17 protein-coding genes are annotated in these 18,636 nt (G+C 50.7%); 9 read left to right on the top strand and 8 right to left on the bottom strand.

Annotation, left to right across the window (positions count from 1 at the left end; genetic code table 11):
* Positions 1–36: 36 nt before the first annotated feature.
* Positions 37–957: an LpxL/LpxP family Kdo(2)-lipid IV(A) lauroyl/palmitoleoyl acyltransferase gene (lpxL, locus tag BZG83_RS04270; RefSeq protein WP_077479491.1), complete on the bottom strand. Its 921-nt coding sequence runs from the start codon at positions 955–957 to the stop codon at positions 37–39.
* Positions 958–1,183: 226 nt separating this feature from the next.
* Here lpxL and hldE point away from each other — a divergent pair, with 226 nt between their 5' ends.
* Positions 1,184–2,611 (top strand): bifunctional D-glycero-beta-D-manno-heptose-7-phosphate kinase/D-glycero-beta-D-manno-heptose 1-phosphate adenylyltransferase HldE, encoded by a 1,428-nt coding sequence (gene hldE / locus BZG83_RS04265; RefSeq protein ID WP_077479490.1) that lies wholly within the window; start codon positions 1,184–1,186, stop codon positions 2,609–2,611.
* 72 nt (positions 2,612–2,683) lie between these two features.
* Here hldE and tolC read toward each other — a convergent pair whose 3' ends face one another.
* Positions 2,684–3,994, bottom strand: coding sequence for an outer membrane channel protein TolC (tolC, locus tag BZG83_RS04260; RefSeq protein WP_077479489.1), 1,311 nt, complete (start codon positions 3,992–3,994; stop codon positions 2,684–2,686).
* A gap of 231 nt (positions 3,995–4,225) precedes the next feature.
* Between tolC and nudF the strand changes: the two genes are divergently transcribed.
* The 8 genes from nudF (at position 4,226) to idi (ending at position 12,512) form a co-directional block, all read left to right on the top strand.
* Entirely contained in the window at positions 4,226–4,864 is a 639-nt protein-coding gene (gene nudF / locus BZG83_RS04255) for an ADP-ribose diphosphatase (RefSeq protein WP_077479488.1), read from the top strand.
* 13 nt (positions 4,865–4,877) lie between these two features.
* Positions 4,878–5,324 (top strand): DUF1249 family protein, encoded by a 447-nt coding sequence (locus tag BZG83_RS04250; RefSeq protein ID WP_108742936.1) that lies wholly within the window; start codon positions 4,878–4,880, stop codon positions 5,322–5,324.
* Positions 5,325–5,346: 22 nt separating this feature from the next.
* Complete coding sequence (cpdA, locus tag BZG83_RS04245) at positions 5,347–6,171, top strand: 3',5'-cyclic-AMP phosphodiesterase (RefSeq protein WP_077479487.1); 825 nt, start codon at positions 5,347–5,349, stop codon at positions 6,169–6,171.
* Positions 6,172–6,175: 4 nt separating this feature from the next.
* Positions 6,176–6,754, top strand: a complete 579-nt coding sequence (yqiA, locus tag BZG83_RS04240; RefSeq protein ID WP_077479486.1) for an esterase YqiA — start codon at positions 6,176–6,178, stop codon at positions 6,752–6,754.
* Positions 6,755–6,917: 163 nt separating this feature from the next.
* Positions 6,918–8,810, top strand: a complete 1,893-nt coding sequence (gene parE, locus BZG83_RS04235) for a DNA topoisomerase IV subunit B (protein ID WP_077479512.1) — start codon at positions 6,918–6,920, stop codon at positions 8,808–8,810.
* Positions 8,811–8,835: 25 nt separating this feature from the next.
* On the top strand, positions 8,836–11,094 hold the full coding sequence (gene parC, locus BZG83_RS04230) for a DNA topoisomerase IV subunit A (protein WP_069589249.1): 2,259 nt from the start codon (positions 8,836–8,838) through the stop codon (positions 11,092–11,094).
* A gap of 108 nt (positions 11,095–11,202) precedes the next feature.
* Positions 11,203–11,937: a 1-acylglycerol-3-phosphate O-acyltransferase gene (locus tag BZG83_RS04225; RefSeq protein ID WP_077479485.1), complete on the top strand. Its 735-nt coding sequence runs from the start codon at positions 11,203–11,205 to the stop codon at positions 11,935–11,937.
* A gap of 14 nt (positions 11,938–11,951) precedes the next feature.
* Positions 11,952–12,512 carry an isopentenyl-diphosphate Delta-isomerase gene (gene idi, locus BZG83_RS04220; RefSeq protein WP_077479484.1) on the top strand — a complete coding sequence of 187 codons (561 nt, stop codon included), beginning with the start codon at positions 11,952–11,954 and terminating at the stop codon, positions 12,510–12,512.
* Between the two features lie 61 nt (positions 12,513–12,573).
* Here the strand turns inward: idi and BZG83_RS04215 are convergent, their stop codons facing one another.
* From BZG83_RS04215 to BZG83_RS04190, 6 genes are all read right to left on the bottom strand, one after another.
* Positions 12,574–12,966 (bottom strand): RidA family protein, encoded by a 393-nt coding sequence (locus tag BZG83_RS04215; RefSeq protein WP_069589244.1) that lies wholly within the window; start codon positions 12,964–12,966, stop codon positions 12,574–12,576.
* Between the two features lie 66 nt (positions 12,967–13,032).
* The gene (locus tag BZG83_RS04210; RefSeq protein ID WP_069589242.1) at positions 13,033–13,521 is read right to left on the bottom strand and encodes an arginine repressor; all 489 of its coding nucleotides are present in this window, start codon (positions 13,519–13,521) and stop codon (positions 13,033–13,035) included.
* Positions 13,522–13,689: 168 nt separating this feature from the next.
* A complete protein-coding gene (gene argF / locus BZG83_RS04205; protein ID WP_069589241.1) occupies positions 13,690–14,694 on the bottom strand; it encodes an ornithine carbamoyltransferase in 1,005 nt (334 codons plus the stop codon).
* Between the two features lie 26 nt (positions 14,695–14,720).
* A complete protein-coding gene (arcC, locus tag BZG83_RS04200) occupies positions 14,721–15,683 on the bottom strand; it encodes a carbamate kinase (RefSeq protein ID WP_069589240.1) in 963 nt (320 codons plus the stop codon).
* Positions 15,684–15,741: 58 nt separating this feature from the next.
* Positions 15,742–16,962, bottom strand: coding sequence for an arginine deiminase (gene arcA, locus BZG83_RS04195; RefSeq protein ID WP_077479483.1), 1,221 nt, complete (start codon positions 16,960–16,962; stop codon positions 15,742–15,744).
* 633 nt (positions 16,963–17,595) lie between these two features.
* The coding region (locus BZG83_RS04190) for a YfcC family protein (RefSeq protein ID WP_077479511.1) at positions 17,596–18,636 on the bottom strand (1,041 nt) is incomplete at its 5' end.

Below are 18,636 nucleotides of genomic sequence, written 5' to 3'. Positions count from 1 at the left end.
CCGCAAAAAGGGCCGCGCGAGCAGCCCTTTTTTAACTCAATACAACGAAGGCTCACCTTCGGGGCGTGTTTTAAAACGTCGGTGTAGCCACATGTATTGCTCAGGGGCGCGAAGAATTAAACGTTCAACCGCTTGGTTGGTAACCACGGCGGCTTCATGGGCGTCTTTAGGAAAGTGTTTGATTGACGCCTCTATCTTAACGTGATACTGCCCATTGCGTCGTTGGCGTATCACGGAAAAAGGCACCACGGTTGCATGGCCGGCAGTAGCGAGCAAGCTCGTCCCTGTGGTGGTACAGGCTTTTTCGACCGCAAAAAGCGGCGCAAAGGTTGAGCGGCGTCGGCCATAGTCATGGTCGGGGGCGTACCACATCCGGTGTCCCTCTTTGAGGTAGCGGATCATGGACTTGACGTCTTTTCGATCCACGCCAATGTTACGTTTCATTCGGCCACGAAACTGGAACCAGTCATAGACAGGGTTGGTATTGGGGCGGTAAACGCCAACGCCAGGTGTTTGGTCACTAAGGCCACGTGCACCGATTTCTAGATTGAGCGAGTGGACGGCGATCAGCAAAACCCCTTTACCTTGCTTTTCCAGATCAATCAGAGTGTCCAACCCTTCAATGGTGACATGCTTGTTGATTCGCCACTTGGGCCAAAACCACGCCATACCCGTTTCGAACAAGGCAAGGCCCGAATTCGCAAAATTTTCTTTGACCATCGCGGCACGCTCAGCGCGGGTCATTTCTGGGAAGCAGAGCGCAAGGTTACGATCGGCGATGCCAACGCGGCGTTTCATCAGCGTATACATGAGTCGACCCAGACCGCGGCCCAAATAAAACTGGACGCGATAAGGAAGCCAACTTGCCAGATACATAAATCCGACACCAAGCCAAGTGTGCCAATACCGAGGGTGAACAAACCCAATCCGAAAAGTGGGCGCTGAAAAATCGCTCATAGCGTTAATGACTCATGAAAACCAAAACCAGAAGGGGCCGAGAGGCTTGCGCTATTGTAGAGCAAAATTAAAAAGCTGTCCCGCCACAATCGTGCGCGAACCTGCCTCACTGTGACGGTATCGAAATGTTTTTGCGTGTTTTTTGTACGGCGCGCCATCTCACAATAGGTCATTTTTATTGGGGCTGTGCTACTATCGCCCAGTAACGACAGTATCGGAGATCCAGATGAAACTTAGCCTTCCTGACTACAGCCAAGCCCAAGTCTTGGTCGTGGGTGATGTGATGCTTGATCGCTATTGGTATGGCCCAACGGGGCGAATTTCGCCTGAGGCACCTGTACCTGTAGTGAAGATCAATCAAACAGAAGAGCGCCCCGGTGGCGCAGCTAACGTTGCCATGAACATAGCTGCGTTAGGGGGTCATACCCAACTCATTGGTTTGACAGGCAAGGATGAGCAAGCCGATGCGCTCACGCAGAAACTTCACTCGCTCAAGGTTGCGTGCGATTTTGTCGCGCTCGATTCCCACCCCACGATTACCAAACTGCGGGTGATGAGTCGCAACCAGCAGCTGATCCGTCTTGATTTTGAAGAGGGGTTTGAGGGCGTGGATGTGGCCCCTATGTTGGCAAAAGTCGAAGCGGCTTTACCGCAATGTCAGGCCATGATTTTGTCCGATTACGCGAAAGGTGCACTGTCGCAAGTCCAACCTTTGATTCAGGCGGCCAAGCAAGCCGGTGTGACCACCTTGGTGGATCCGAAAGGTACTGATTTTGAGCGCTATCGTGGTGCCAGCTTATTAACCCCAAATATGGCTGAGTTTGAAGCGGTTGCTGGACGGGTAGACAGTGATGAAGACTTGGTCGAAAAAGGCGTTGCGCTGATTGAAAAATATCAGTTGGGTGCATTATTGGTGACCCGCAGTGAACACGGTATGACGCTACTTCGTCCCGATGTCGCCCCACTGAATCTGCCGACACTGGCTAAAGAAGTTTATGATGTGACCGGGGCCGGCGATACTGTGATTTCGGTGTTGGCGGCATCGTTGGCAGCGGGCAAACCCATCGAAGAGGCCTGCGCACTGGCGAATGCGGCGGCTGGTGTAGTGGTCGGTAAACTCGGTACCTCTACCTTATCTACCATAGAGTTGACCGAAGCGATTCATGGCTCGCACGAATCTGGGTTTGGTGTTACCACAGAAGCGCAGTTGATTGAGGCGGTGAAAGTCGCCAAAGGGCGCGGCGAAAAAGTGGTGATGACCAATGGCTGCTTTGACATTTTACATGCTGGCCATGTGGCGTACCTGAATGAAGCCGCCAAACTGGGAGATCGTCTGATTGTGGCGGTGAATACCGACGCATCGGTTCAAGCCTTGAAAGGGCCTGGACGTCCCGTCAACCCGACTGACCGACGTATGGCAGTATTGGCTGGCTTGGGGGCGGTCGACTGGGTGGTGCCCTTTAGTGAAGAAACACCTGCGCGCCTGATTGGTGCTGTCTTGCCTGACCTATTGGTCAAAGGCGGCGATTATCAGGTTGATGAGATAGCGGGTGCTGAGGCGGTGATGGATAACGGTGGCGAGGTGAAAGTGCTGAATTTTGAAGACGGCTGTTCCACCACCGAAATCATTGAGTCAATTCGTCGCGGTCAATAAAACCGAGCGAGTAACCGTCAATAAAAAAGGTGCCTGAGGGCACCTTTTTAGATCAAGAATAGCGGCTAATGCTTAGCGCTTTTCAATCAAGCCTTTGTTGATTTCTAGCAAGTCCTGCTCGCTAAGTGTCCCCACGGCTTGACGCAATTGAAGGCGGCTCAAGATGTAGTCGTAACGCGCATTCGACAGATTACGGTTGGCATCGTACAGGCGGCGTGTGGCATCAAGCACATCCACAATGGTACGTGTGCCCACTTCAAAGCCAGCTTCTGTCGCCTCAAGGGCTGAACGCGCAGAAATGACCGTTTGCTCATAGGCACGCAAGGCACCGATAGAAGCGTTAATGTCGTTATAGAAGGCGCGAACGTCCTTAACGGTTGAACGGAACGTGGCTTCCAAACTTTCCGAGGCTGCAACGTAGTTATACTGCGCTTTCTCAACATTCGCTGAGGTGCTTCCGCCCGTAAACAGTGGCAAACTAAAGGTGAGTCCGGCAGTCCCTTCGTTAGAATCGACTGAGCCTGGAGTATGCTGATTATCGACATCTGTCATGCCATATTTAGCGCTAAACGTTAAAGTCGGAAGATGGCCAGACTCAGCTAGCTTGATCTGCTCTTTGGCCGTATCACGCGCAATGCGGCTTGCCAACAGCTTCAAGTTTTTCTCTTCGGCAGTTTCAACCAACGCGGTAGGCTGCTGCTGAGGTTTACTCGCGCTAAAACGTGCGGTATCTAACACGCGCAAATCACGTGGCGCTTCACCAGTGATCTCACGCAAGCCTTCATAGCTATTGGTTAGGGCATTCTGGGCCAAGATTTCGTCGGCGAGTACTGCGTCATATTGCGCTTGTGCATCGTGTACGTCGGTAATCGCGGAGAGCCCGACTTCGAAACGTTGTTTGGTTTGCTCAAGCTGACGGCCAACCGCCGCTTTCTCTGCTTTGACAAATTCCAGCTTGTCCATGGCACGGAGTACATCAAAGTAGGCTTGTGCGACACGCAGCATCAAGCCTTGCTGTTGCGCGGCGTAAACGGCATCTAGCTGACGCGCTTGCATTTCGCTGATATCGAGGTTGATCCAGCTATCACGCTTAAAAATTTGTTGGCTTAGACTGATGTCTGCGCTGGTGGTGTTACTGTCACGCTGATCGTTGCTGTCATTGCGGGTGATCGAATAGCCAGCATTTAACCCAATTTGGGGTAGCAATGTACCGCGCGTTGCATCCACGGCTGAAAACGCAGCGTCACGTTCAGCAGCGGCTTGATTGAGTGTGGGATCACTTTGCTTCGCTTGTTGGTAAATTTGGGCGAGATCGTCGGCTAGAGCCACGGAGCTTAGGCTGCCGAGTGCCAAGCCTAATGCCAAAGGGAGCAATTTTTTCATAGGTAGAATCCCTGAATTTGAGCTGTTCAATAAGAATACGACAACTAGCTTACCGCAATTATGCTTGCGTGAAACTGACAATTTGTTGAGATATTGAGTGTAAACTATCCGGTTTGCGATTGGGACTTAAAAATAGTTGTAACTTTTATCAAAAAAGTTAAGTTTAAGGTTTGCGGCGCAGCCGTGCCAATGATATGACTGCACCGCCACCACGAATAGCAAGGAGCGAGTATGTCCAGCCATCCCCCCGGTCAGTTTGGCCGTGAAGACATTGTGATTGAAGATATCTCACCATGCTATCAAGGGTTTTTCTCAATTCATCGCTATCAGTTTCGTCACCGATTGTTTAAAGGCGGTTGGAGTGGCACCGTGGTTCGCGAGTTGTTTGAGCGTGGTCATGCGGTGGCAGTACTTCCCTATGACCCTGTGCGTGACGAAGTGGTTATGCTAGAACAAATTCGCGTCGGTGCGATGGCAGCAGGGGCTTCGCCATGGCAGCTTGAGATTGTTGCGGGCATGATGGATAAGCAAGAGTCTCCCGAGCAAGTGGCACATCGCGAGGCGCGGGAAGAAGCCGGCCTTTTATTGCAGCAGATGGAGCGAGTGACCCGCTATTTATCCAGCTCCGGCGGCTGCTCGGAACAATTAGAGGTCTTTGTGGCGATTGTCGATGCGTCTGAAGCGACTGGCGTACACGGATTGGTAAGCGAAAATGAAGATATCTTGGTTCATCGATTCTCACGTCAACAGGCGTATCAAAAGGTGGTCGATGGCGAGATTGAAAACGCGGCATCCATCATTGCGCTGCAATGGTTGGAACTCAATGCTAGTCGGCTACGTCAAAGCTATAATGAACAAAACAATCAATAAACAGTAGGTGTGTGTGAAAACAGATTATCGAGTCGACTTGCCGGCGATGATGCGCCTGTATGAAACCAACTACGCCAAACTTGTCCGTTTAATGCCTAAACGCGACGAGGTCGGGCAAGTGTGTCGATACGATATTCAAGGGCAGGAATATGCGTTGGTTGTCCGTGAGTCAACCCGTTACACTACCTTACTGGACATTGCCCAGCTCGGCAAAGGCCAAGCACCCGACTACTTACGCGCGAATTTAACCGTGCGCCTATACCATGATGCACGTGTTGCTGAAGTGTGTACCACGCAGCAGATTTCACGACTAAAACCGCGTTATGATTATCCGAATCCGCGCATGCATCAGCGCAATGAAAAACATCAGGTTAATGCATTTTTGTCTGATTGGCTGGCGCACTGTTTGCGCCGCGGCGTGACCGCCTCAGACTCCGTGTATAAATCATCGTTAAACTAAACCAGCAAAGGTATTTTCAACGTTGCAGCCTTGCCAGATTGAGAACGCGAACGGCGATTGTATTCGCCTTCTGCAAATCACCGACACGCACCTGTTCGCGGACGAACAGGGCAGTTTGCTGGGTGTTAATACACTGCATAGCTATCATGCGGTGCTTGATGCGATAAGCGCCACACAACGTACCTTTGACGCCATTATTGCGACCGGTGATTTATCTCAAGATCACTCAGCTTTATCTTATCGCCGCTTTGTAGATGGAATTCAGCGTTGGCAGCAACCCTGTTTTTGGCTGCCGGGAAACCATGATTTTCAACCCGAAATGCGTTCGGTGTTGCAATCTGGCTCGCTGTCGCATTGTTCACAAGTGTTGCTTGGCAAACACTGGCAAATGATATTACTCGACAGCCAAGTGTCGGGCGTGCCACATGGTGAATTGTCTAGCGAACAGTTACGCCTTTTGGAGCAGCATTTAAGCGACTACCCACAGCGCCATGCGCTGGTATTATTGCATCATCATCCCCTAGAGGCCGGCAGTACTTGGCTTGATCAGCACAAACTGGTCAATCGCGAACGGTTTTGGCAGATCATGGCGGCCCACCCACAGGCAAAAGCTGTGGTGTGTGGGCACATTCACCAAGCGCTGAATGTTCGCCATCAAGGTGTACAAGTTATGGCATCGCCGTCAACCTGTATCCAATTTATGCCGGACTCGCATGATTTTGCATTGGATAACCAAAACCCCGGCTGGCGCTGGTTGGATTTGCATAGTGATGGACGAATTGAGAGCCAAGTCGAGCGTGTGACGGGGCAACAGTTCCGTCCTGATTTTGACTCCAGTGGATACTAACCCTATGGCCTCAGCACTGCTCTATCTCCATGGCTTTAATAGCTCTCCGCAGTCGTTAAAAGCACGACAAATGCGGGCGTATTGTCAAACGATGCGCCCGGATATTCAGGTACTCGTCCCGCAACTGCCTAGCCACCCACAACCCACCGTGAACCTGTTGACTGAGTTGGTCGATACCTATGGTGCCACCCATCAGCTGGGGCTCGTTGGCAGTTCACTGGGGGGATTTCTCGCCACTTGGCTCAGTGAGCGCTATGATATACCGGCGGTGTTGGTCAATCCCGCGGTACGCCCATATGAGTTATTGCAAGATTATATCGGCGAGCAGGTGAATCCTTACACCCATGAGCGCTATCAACTCGATGCTGACGATATTTTGGCGCTGCGCACGCTGGATGTGCCTACCTTGACGCACCCTTCGCAATTTTGGCTGCTGCAGCAAATGGGGGATGAAGTGCTCGACTATCGTCAAGCGGTTGAGAAATTTAGTGCCAGTCGACAAACGGTTGAGCCAGAGGGCGATCATAGCTTTGTTGGCTTTGAACGCTACTGCGCCGACATTATCCAGTTCCTTGGATTGTAGCCTCCTTTTATTGCCAACGTCTTAGGCAAACCTTGTCTCGTCTGAACATGGCGGCGTACGAGGCGGATGGCAGTTCACATAAACTCGCGGTAACAGGGGGCGGAGCTTGACAAGCTAGGCCCCCTTGCTGACCATGTCATCACATTTATTAAGCCAATCGATTATGACAGAGCAAAGTTATAACGCAGGATCGATAGAAGTCCTCAACGGGCTCGAGCCAGTGCGCCGACGCCCGGGTATGTACACAGATACCAGTCGCCCTAACCATTTAGGGCAAGAAGTGATCGATAACAGTGTCGACGAAGCCCTTGCCGGCCACGCGAGTAAAATCGATGTGATCCTTCATGCCGACCAATCATTAGAAGTGATTGATGATGGTCGAGGGATGCCTGTAGATATTCACCCAGAAGAAGGGGTGTCTGGGGTTGAGCTGATCCTCTGTAAGCTTCACGCTGGCGGCAAGTTCTCCAACAAAAGCTATCAATTTAGTGGTGGTTTGCACGGGGTCGGGATCTCTGTGGTTAACGCCTTGTCTCGTCGTGTTGAGATCACGGTCAAGCGCGATGGGCAAGTCTATGACATCGCCTTCGAAAACGGTGACAAAGTGCAAGACTTGACCGTGACTGGCACGTGCGGACGACGCAACCGTGGCACGCGGGTGCACTTTTGGCCGGATAGTCAGTTTTTCGATTCCGGTAAGTTCTCGCTGTCACGCTTAAAAACCATATTAAAAGCCAAAGCTGTCCTTTGCCCGGGCTTAACCATCAATTTCACCGACAAAAATACCGATGAAACCATTAGCTGGTGCTACGAAGCGGGCCTAAAAGACTATCTTGCCGACAGTGTGAAGGGCTTTGAACTGTTGCCTGACACTCCCTTTGTCGGTGAGTTCAGTGGCAAGAACGAAGCGGTCGATTGGGCGGTGATTTGGTTACCGGAAGGTGGTGAATTAACCACTGAAAGCTATGTTAACTTAATTCCGACGCCGCAAGGTGGCACCCATGTCAATGGCTTGCGCCAAGGTATGCTGGAAGCGATGCGCGAGTTCTGCGAGTTCCGCAACCTATTACCTCGTGGTGTGAAGCTCACCGCGGATGATATCTGGGAGCGCTGTGCATATGTCTTGTCAGTGAAAATCCAAGATCCGCAATTTGCCGGCCAAACGAAAGAGCGTTTGTCCTCACGTCAATGTGCGGCCTTTGTGTCTGGCGTGGTCAAAGATGCCTTTAGCTTGTGGCTGAACGAGCGTCCTCACTTGGCCGAGCGTTTGGCTGAGGTGTGCATTGCCAGCGCGCATCGCCGTATGCGCGCCGCGAAAAAGGTGGTACGGAAAAAAGTCGCCTCGGGACCAGCGTTGCCCGGTAAGCTGACAGACTGCGCGATGCAAGATTCCAGTCGCACCGAACTCTTTTTGGTGGAGGGTGACTCRGCAGGCGGCTCAGCGAAACAGGCTCGTGATCGTGAGTTTCAGGCGGTGATGCCGCTGCGCGGTAAAATTCTTAATACGTGGGAAGTATCAGCTGACCAAGTCCTCGCCTCCCAAGAGGTGCATGATATTTCGGTGGCGCTAGGGATAGACCCTGACTCCGGTGACCTGTCCGGATTGCGCTACGATAAAGTCTGCATTCTCGCCGATGCGGATTCTGATGGTCTACACATTGCGACGCTGTTATGTGCGTTGTTTGTGCAGCATTTCCGTGCCCTGGTCGAAGCAGGACATGTATATGTTGCGATGCCGCCTTTGTACCGTATTGATTGCGGAAAAGAAGTCTTTTACGCCCTCGATGAAGACGAGAAAGCAGGCATCCTTGAGCGATTAAGTAATAAACGCGGAAAAATCAACGTACAGCGCTTTAAAGGGCTGGGGGAAATGAACCCTTTGCAACTGCGTGAAACCACGATGGATCCAAATACACGCCGTTTGGTGCAACTGACGATTGATGATCCTGAGCAAACCCAATTAATGATGGACATGCTGCTAGGTAAAAAACGGGCAGAAGATCGTCGTAACTGGTTGCAGCAAAAAGGCGACATGGCCGAGCTGACCGAGATTTAAACAAATATAACGGGATACTATCAGCATGACAGAGGTGACTTATGATGGCGTCGAGCAGCTTGCCTTGCGCAAGTTTACAGAGGATGCTTACCTCAACTACTCGATGTACGTCATCATGGACCGTGCGCTGCCGTTTATCGGTGACGGATTAAAACCGGTACAGCGCCGAATTATTTATGCAATGTCTGAGCTGGGGCTGTCTGCCTCCGCCAAATATAAAAAATCAGCGCGTACCGTTGGCGACGTGCTCGGTAAGTATCACCCTCATGGTGATTCTGCCTGCTACGAAGCCATGGTATTGATGGCGCAACCTTTCTCTTATCGTTATCCGCTGGTGGATGGTCAAGGTAACTGGGGGGCGCCGGACGATCCCAAATCGTTCGCGGCGATGCGTTATACCGAATCACGCCTGTCGCGCTTCTCGGAAGTCCTCTTACAAGAGCTGGGACAAGGAACTGTGGATTGGGTGCCAAACTTTGATGGCACCATGAAAGAGCCGAAAACCTTACCTGCGCGCCTTCCTCATATTCTCCTCAATGGGGTGACCGGGATTGCGGTTGGTATGGCCACCGATATTCCCCCGCATAATGCGCGCGAACTTGCTAACGCGCTGGCGGCGATGATTGATAAACCCAGTATCGATCTGGATGGCCTGATGGAATACGTCAAAGGGCCGGATTATCCGACTGAAGCAGAAGTCATTACACCTCATCACGAGCTGAAAAAGCTCTATACCAGTGGTCGTGGCAGCATCAAGATGCGAGCTCGTTGGCACAAAGAAAGCGGCGACATTGTGATCACAGCACTGCCGCATCAAGTCTCTGGCGCCAAGTTACTCGAGCAAATCGCCAACCAAATGCGGGCGAAAAAACTGCCGATGGTCGATGACTTGCGTGATGAGTCTGACCACGAAAACCCGACACGTATCGTGGTGGTGCCGCGCTCTAACCGAGTTGATAGTGATCAGTTGATGAATCACTTATTCGCGTCAACGGATCTTGAGAAAAACTATCGCGTTAACCTCAATATGATCGGCCTCGATGCACGCCCGCAAGTAAAAGGGCTGCAAATGATCCTGTCGGAGTGGTTGACGTTCCGTCGGGATACGGTGCGTCGTCGCTTGGAGTATCGTCTCGAGAAGGTGTTGGCGCGTTTGCACATTCTTGAGGGCTTATTGGTCGCGTACCTCAATATTGATGAGGTGATTGAAATCATCCGCAGTGAGGATGATCCAAAGGCAGAACTGATCAAGCGCTTTGGGCTTAGTGAGAAGCAAGCGGAAGCGATTCTAGAGATCAAACTGCGTCAATTGGCCAAACTCGAAGAGATCAAAATCCGTGGTGAGCAAGATGAGCTCAGCAAAGAGCGGGACAAGTTGCAAACCCTGTTAGGCTCAGAGCGTCGGTTGAATACCTTGATCAAAAAAGAGATCCTCGCCGATGCTGAAAAGTACGGTGATGATCGACGCTCGCCGTTGGTGGAACGTGAAGAAGCCAAAGCCATGACGGAGCGTGATTTGATCCCCAGTGAGCCGATCACCGTGGTGCTGTCGGAAAAAGGTTGGATCCGTCATGCCAAGGGGCACGATGTTGATGCGGCTGGGCTGAACTATAAAGCGGGAGACAAGTTTCTCGATGCGGCGCCGGGCAAGAGCAATCAACCCGCGGTGTTCTTGGGGTCAGACGGACGTAGCTATGCCATTGAATCGCACACCTTGCCGTCGGCGCGCAGTCAGGGTGAACCGATCACGGGCCGTATCAATATCACTCCAGGCTCGTCGATTCGTCATGTGATGATGGCGGATGAAAGCCAACTGACGTTACTTGCCTCGGATGCAGGCTATGGCTTTGTGTGTAAACAGGCAGACATGCTGTCGAAAAACCGTAGTGGTAAAGCGCTATTAACTGTGCCTGAGCACGCCGAAGTGATGCCGCCTCGCCGTATTCACGACTTAGAAACGGATCAGATCTTGGCCATTTCCAATGAGGGGCGGATGTTGGTATTCCCTATCCATGATTTGCCACAGTTGGGCAAAGGTAAAGGAAACAAGATTATCAATATCCCTGGTGCGCGCGCCAAATCACGTGATGAGGTGCTCAGTCAGTTACATGTCTTACCGCAAGGAGCAGGGGTGACCCTGCATGCAGGCAAGCGTAAGTTGACCCTAAAAGCCGCTGACCTCGACAACTTCCGTGGTGAACGGGGTCGTCGTGGCAGCATGCTGCCAAGAGGCCTGCAACGGGTCTCCGCGGTAGAAATCCTTATTGACGAGCAAGACAGCTAGTCCAATGAACGCACCTTCTTTGGAAGGTGCGTTTTTTCACTAGGTGCATTTTTGTTCCGAATCCGTATACTGACTCGCCTTTGACAGTCTGCTCTTTTGGAGAGAGAAATGATTATTGTGTTACGGCTGATTGCCGTACTGATTGTCGCAATCTTGCTATTTGTGTTTGGTGGGCTGTATTGCCTACTCAGTCCACGTAACCCACGCAACTGCTACCAGATTAGTAAATGGTTTGGTCGTCTATCTGGCTTATTTGGTACCAAGGTAGAGCTGCGCTTTGCCGAGGGCGCACCACGTGAACCGGGCGCGAGTGTGTGTATTGCTAACCACCAAAGTAACTGGGACATGGTCACGCTCTCGAATGCACTGATGCCGGGTGCGGTCACTGTGGGCAAAAAAAGCCTGTTGTGGATCCCGATTTTTGGTCAGTTGTATTGGCTTACCGGTAACGTATTGATTGATCGCGCTAACCGCAGTAAAGCGATGGGAACCATTGCTCAAGTGATTGAAAAGATCCGTGAGAAGCAATTATGCGTATGGTTATTCCCAGAGGGAACACGTTCGCGTGGCCGTGGCTTATTGCCGTTTAAAACGGGCGCATTCCATGCCGCCATTGGCGCACAAGTGCCGCTGGTGCCTGTGGTATGTAGCTCGACCCATCATTGCAAAGCGAACCGTTGGAACAACGGCCATGTGATTGTGGAAGTGATGGCACCGATATCGGTCGAGGGCTACAGTAAAGAGAATGTGCGCGAACTTGCTGCACACTGTCATCAACTGATGAAAGCGAAACTTGAGCAGTTGGATGCGGAAGTGGCTGAGCGTAATAAGCAGTCTGCATAACAGAGGAGTGTCTCATGACCCCAACCCAGCGTCACCATGTGGTCTTGGTGTCACCTGAGGGTGAACCCAAGGGGACCGCTGAAAAGTTGGAGGCCCATCAGCAAGGATGGCTGCACTCGGCCTTTTCGCTCATGTTATACCGTCTTAACCAAGACGGTGAGCGTGAGTTCTTGCTTCAGCGTCGTGCTGACAGCAAATATCACAGCGGTGGGTTATGGACCAATACCTGCTGCTCGCACCCCAAAAAAGATGAACCTGTGGCTGCCGCGGCCAAGCGGCGTTTATATGAAGAGCTTGGTATTGCGCGTCCGCTTGATTTCGCCATGGGGCCTGCCTTTATCTACCGTGCTGAACTGGATAACGGTCTGGTTGAGCACGAGTGGGATCAGGTGATTGCGTGTGAAGTGAATCATGTGGAGATGATTTTAAACCCCGATGAGGTATCGGATTGTCGCTGGTGGTCGGAGCAAGATATACAAGTCGCACTGGCGGACTCGCCGGAGCAATTTACGGCTTGGTTCTCACAGGTATTTGCTCACATTTGTGCGATGACGCCGACGCATGCTATGGCTTAGGTGTGAGAAAGCATAAAAAAAGCGGCGTTAAACGCCGCTTTCTTGTATGCAACGGCATAGGTTACGCGTGACGCACCGCAATCCCTTCAATTTCAATATCTACATCTTTAGGAAGGCGAGCGACTTCCACACAAGAACGGGCGGGATAGTTTTCTACGCCGTGCTCATCAAAAAAAGCGCCGTAGACTTTATTGATTTCCGCAAAGTCCTCAAGGTTTTTAACGAAGACAGTCAGTTTAACAATGTCATTCACTTTGAGGCCCGCCGCTTCAACAACGGCTTTAACGTTATCGAGTGATTGGCGTGTTTGAGCAGTGATCTCTGGTGAAATTTGACCAGTCACTGGATTGACAGGGATCTGACCGGAAGTCAGTACCATGTTGCCGAGATCGACACCCTGTGAATATGGGCCAATAGCTTCAGGTGCCTGCTCAGTTTGCAGTACTTGGGTCATGCTGTATTCCTTTGTTAAAAAAGCGACGTTAATAGTCTGCAACGGTTGCGCGGCGAGGTAAAGTACTTACTCGCTTGCCAGACGTTCTCGTACTGCTTTTTCGCATAAGTTCAACTCGCTCACACGGCGAGGTGCAACAAAAATCGTGTCGTTACCGCCTACCGTGCCTAAAATCGCAGGGTGACGATTCAGATCGATTAAGCGCGCGATCAACTGCGCACCACCAGGGTGGGTTTTGATTACCACCATGGCATGACTGCACGTGATTTCATCAATTTGAGATCCCACCGATGACACCGCGTAAACGGGCTCAATATCGCCGCTGATCGAATACACCTTCTGTCCATGTGCATTGGGGATCTTTGCCACTCCAAGTTTGGAGAGCAAACGAGAGACGGTAGATTGGCTGACGTCGAGATACCCCAGTTGGACCAACTGCTGACGCACTTCGTCTTGGGTGGTAAAGCTTTGGGTTTGTAATAAATGCCGGCAGGCTGAGAGGATGTTCTCCTCCGGATTGGAGGCTGTCACCGACGGAATTGCATAATCACTCACCGGTCACTCCTTTATAATCGATGGCTATTAACCTCGAAAATAGTGAATTTCACTGCTTTCTGGTGATTTTAAACGCATAGTATCAGTGTTGGCGGGGGCAAACCTTGATGATGGTCACTGCTTGACGCAAAGAATAGACGCCGGATGCATAGGCACCCGGCGCGTGGATCAGTCGCCGAGAGTGGCAACCATGACCGCTTTGATGGTGTGCAAGCGATTTTCTGCTTCATCAAAGACAATCGAATAGTCAGACTCGAAGACATCTTCTGTCACTTCAAGGCCTTTTAAGCCATATTTGGCTTCGATCTCCGCACCCACGGTGGTTTCGTTGTTGTGGAAAGCGGGTAAGCAATGCATGAATTTTACGTGTGGATTGCCGGTTGCTTTGACCACGTCCATATTGACTTGGTAAGGCTTCATCAATGCGACACGCTCATCCCATGCTTCTTTGGATTCACCCATAGATACCCACACGTCGGTGTACAAGAAATCACAGTCTTTGACACCTTCCTGCACGTCTTCGGTGAGGGTAATGCGTGCGCCCGTTTGTTCAGCGATCGCGCGGCATTGTGCGACCAGCTCTTCTTCAGGCCAGAATGCTTTTGGCGCCACTAGACGAATATCCATCCCCATTTTAGCCGCACCGACCATCAGAGAGTTGCCCATGTTGTTTCGGGCATCACCGAGGTACGCAAAGCGCATTTCGTGAAGCTGTTTTCCACGACCATGTTCAATCATGGTCATCAAATCCGCCAAGATTTGGGTGGGGTGAAACTCGGTGGTTAAACCGTTCCAGACCGGCACACCAGCATATTCGCCCAGCTCTTCAACAATCGCTTGGCCAAAGCCACGGTATTCAATGCCGTCATACATGCGACCAAGCACGCGGGCCGTGTCTTTCATGGATTCTTTGTGGCCAATTTGAGAGCCTGTTGGGCCGATATAGCTGACTTGTCCGCCTTGGTCGAACACGGCGGTTTCAAACGCACAACGGGTACGAGTCGACGACTTCTCAAAGATCAGCGCGATATTTTTACCTTTTAAACGTGGGGTTTCATAGCCATTGTATTTGGCTTTTTTGAGTTCAATGGCCATGTCGATAAAGTGTTGGATCTCACGGGGTGTGAAGTCCAGCAGCTTTAGGAAGTTACGGTTACGTAGATTAAATGCCATAGTGGGTAATCCTCTCGTTATTGGTCTCAGGCTTGCGCTGGTGCAGGTTGGCCGTGAGAAATATTGTTGTTATTGACTGCTTGGGCACGAATACGTGTTCCGGCTTGGCCGGCAAGAATAGCAAGGCCATCCTCTAAGGCTCCGATGCCAACCAGTTTTCCGCCTTGACGGATAAATTCGCAGGACGCGTCAATTTTGGGTCCCATGGAGCCTGCGTCGAAGGTGTATTGGCTCAGATCATCAGGGGTGGTATCCGCCAATGCGCGTTGGGTGGGTTGGCCATAGTCCAAATACACCGCGTCGGCATCGGTCAAAATCAGCAAGGCATCGGCATTGATTTGACGAGCAAGGAAAGCCGCTGACATGTCTTTATCAATCACAGCCTCAATCCCTTTAAGTTGATTCCCTTCTTGAATCACAGGAATGCCGCCACCACCGGTACAAATCACAAGGTGTCCTTGCGCAATCAGGCTAGCGATGGCGTCATCTTCCACAATGCCGGTTGGTTGTGGGCTGGGTACAACACGACGATAATATTGGCCATCTGGTTTGATGTCCCAGCCGTATTTTTCAGCCAGCGCCGAGGCCTCTTGTTGGTCGTAAACGGGACCAATGGGCTTGGTGGGATTGGCAAACGCGGGATCATTTGGATCGACGGTCATTTGCGTGAGCATGCAAGAAACGTGTTGCTCGGGGGCTAAGTTATGCAGCTCTTGCATTAACATGTAGCCAATCATGCCTTGGGTTTCTGAACCGAGAACGTCAAGTGGATATGGCGTGACGGATTTATACTCCAGCCCCTGTAAGGCGAGTAGGCCAACCTGTGGACCATTACCGTGCACGAGCACCACGTTGTATTGTTCGCCAATCGCTGCAATGGTTTTTGCTGCTTTGGCAATATTGGCGCGTTGAATGTCAGCTTCTAAAGGCTCACCCCGGCGAAGGAGTGCATTGCCTCCGAGTGCCACCACCACAGTTTGTTTTTTCATACTTAATACTCTCTACAGTCGGTGGGGGCTGAGCTACTTGCTCAGCCCAACAAGGCGATTAGATGCCGTCACGATGGATTGGGCAGCTCATGCAGCGTGCTCCGCCACGACCGCGACCTAATTCGTCACCAGGAATCGACAACACAGTGATACCCGCTTTGTCATATTTTTCATTGGTATAGGTGTTGCGTTCATAACCCACGACTACGCCAGGACGGACAGTCAGTACGTTGTTAGCATCATTCCACTGTTCGCGTTCGGCTTCGAAGCTGTCACCCCCTGTGGTGATCAGATTTAGTGGGCCAACATCCAGTCCTTTTTCAATCGCGGTCAGGAAGTAATCCTCTTCGCGAACGTTTAGCTTGCCGGTGCGATCACCGGTGAGGCTCCAGCATTTGATGTCTTTACGGATCACTTCTGGGTATACCGAGAAGGTATCTTCGCGCATATGGGTCATCACGGTATCAAGGTGCATGCAAGAGCGGTGTTTCGGTAGCTCCATCGCAATCACTTGTTTGGCTTGGCCGTGTCTAAATAAGCTAGAAGCCAAGTTTTCTACCCCTTGTGGGGTTGTGCGCTCGGACATACCGATAAGCACCACGCCCTTGCCGAGGACGGTAACATCGCCGCCTTCAATGGTGGCGTTGTCATAGTCGATATTTTCGCCGCCGAAGTAGGTAATAAAATCACCGTTCGCAAAGCGAGGGTGCCATTTATAAATGGCGCGAAGATGATTGGTTTCACGTTTACGCGCGGGTTTGGCCATAGGGTTAATTGATACACCACCGTAAACCCAGCAGGAGGTATCGCGGGTGAATAGGTGGTTGGGGAGTGGAGCAATAATAAAGTCGGACGGTGCGTGCATGGCTTGCAACATAGAGGTTGTTGCGATTGGCAGCTCAGAATAGGCCAATCCGCCTAAGAACATCGATGCGAGTTCATGGTGAGGCAGGTCATTCAAATAACAACGGATGTCATTAGCAAACGAAGGGCCGAAGGTATAATCCGAGATTTTTAGGTTCATCAGCCATTCTTTGGCTTCAGGTACATCCAGAGTCTCAGCCAGTAGATTTTGGAGCAGGAGGACTTCAACGCCTTGATCACGTAGGGTTTGAGCAAATTTGTCATGCTCTTCACCTGCACGTTCAACGGACAGAACATCATCAAACAGTAAGTCATGACAGTTTGATGGTGTTAAGTGGGTGAGCGCACGCTCAGGACGATGCAGCATCACGGTACGTAATTGACCAATTTCAGAGCCGACATAGAAGTTGTTCATCTTTCTTTCTCCGTATATCTCTGCTWGGCTTTTTATCGGAAGGGATGAATAAAAAGTGCAGATGTATTATTGGGTACAGATTCATTCTAACGCGGTGTCTGGGGTATTCTTGAAGTTAGATCACAGTGAATTAAATCATTGTCTTTTGCCTTTTTTACCCTGTGTTAATGGTATTTATGGTATGAGGTTTTTTGGTTTTTTAATAATTAAGCAGGAATTGTGAGTGTCTAACGAAATATTTTTTAATTTCCCTTTGTTAATGCGGATCTATTTTCTTTTTTATGCCAATCAGTATTACTTTGAATGATGAGGGTATGCGTAATAAGTGAATGGCTATCTTTCTATTTTTTCTTTGTTAACAAATAAAGCCGTTTTTTTCCTCAAAACTGTGATTGATGTCGATATAAATACTTTTTTTGTTAAAAGTGTAAAATAACTGTGTTTATTGTCTGGATGGCGGGAATCCGTTTTATACCGGTAACGGAACTGTGTAAAAAAGAGAAATACGGTGCCATGTTGTTTTGAGAAGTGGAATATATCACCGTGGTGAGGCATGGTTGAGCGAGGGAGTGGCAGACATAAAAAAGCGCGCTGACGAATACGTGAGCGCGCTAGTCGGTGTATTAATAGGGGTTACAGCATGACACCCACACTGAGCATAACCATAATCATGATGGTAAGAATACCGAGTAAAGGCGCCACCCATTTGATCCATTTAACATAGGGAACGCGAGCGATAGCAAGGCCACCCATCACCACGCCGGAGGTGGGGGTGACGAGGTTGACGACACCGGATGCAGATTGATAAGCGGTCACGACTAACTCGCGCCCAACGTTTGCAAAGTCAGCCAGTGGCGCCATGATAGGCATGGTGAGGACTGCCAAACCAGATGATGATGGCACCAAGAAAGACAGCAAGACTTCCAGCCAATACATAACGTTGATAAAAACAAAAGACGATAGCCCAGTCACCATACCTTCAGCACTGTTCAAGATGGTATCTGTGATCATGCCTTTATCCATWATCACCACGATMCCGCGGGCAATACCGATGATSAGSGCYACACCSAGWAGGTCTCKTGCSCCATCAATAAAGCTGGTGGTGATYTCTTCTTCRCTCATRCGTGCAATCAGRCCAATAATAATTGCAGCACCGAGGAAAACGGCAGAGATCTCGGCCATCCACCATCCTAGTGAGGAGACGCCATAGATCATCACGGCAAACGCGGCAGCAAAAATGCCTAAGATCACTTTACGTGTGGTGGTGAAGGCAAGCGTTTGTGTTTCGTCATGATCGCCAAGGAAGTGTTTTTTATTGCTCTCATACTGATCATAAACAATGGATTGGCTCTGGTCAGCGCGCACTTTGCGGGCATAACGCATCACATAGGCAACACAGATAAGCCAGCCAATGGCCAAAATAGCGAGGCGTAACAGAATACCATCGGTAAAAGGGATACCGGCGGCATTCGCGGCAATGACAGTGGCAAACGGGTTGATGGTTGACCCTAAAGTACCAATACCGGCACCGAGGAGTACGGTAGCCGCTGCTACTACAGGGTCAAAGCGCGCCGCCATCATCACAGGAACGAGTAGGGTATAAAAAGGCAAGGACTCTTCGGCCATCCCGTAAATCGTACCGCCTGCGGCAAAGAGGCCCATTAGGATAGGGAT

The sequence above is a fragment of the Salinivibrio sp. PR919 genome, assembly GCF_001995355.1.
In the GTDB taxonomy this organism is placed as follows: domain Bacteria; phylum Pseudomonadota; class Gammaproteobacteria; order Enterobacterales; family Vibrionaceae; genus Salinivibrio; species Salinivibrio proteolyticus.
This window is presented reverse-complemented; position numbering and strand designations above follow the sequence as displayed.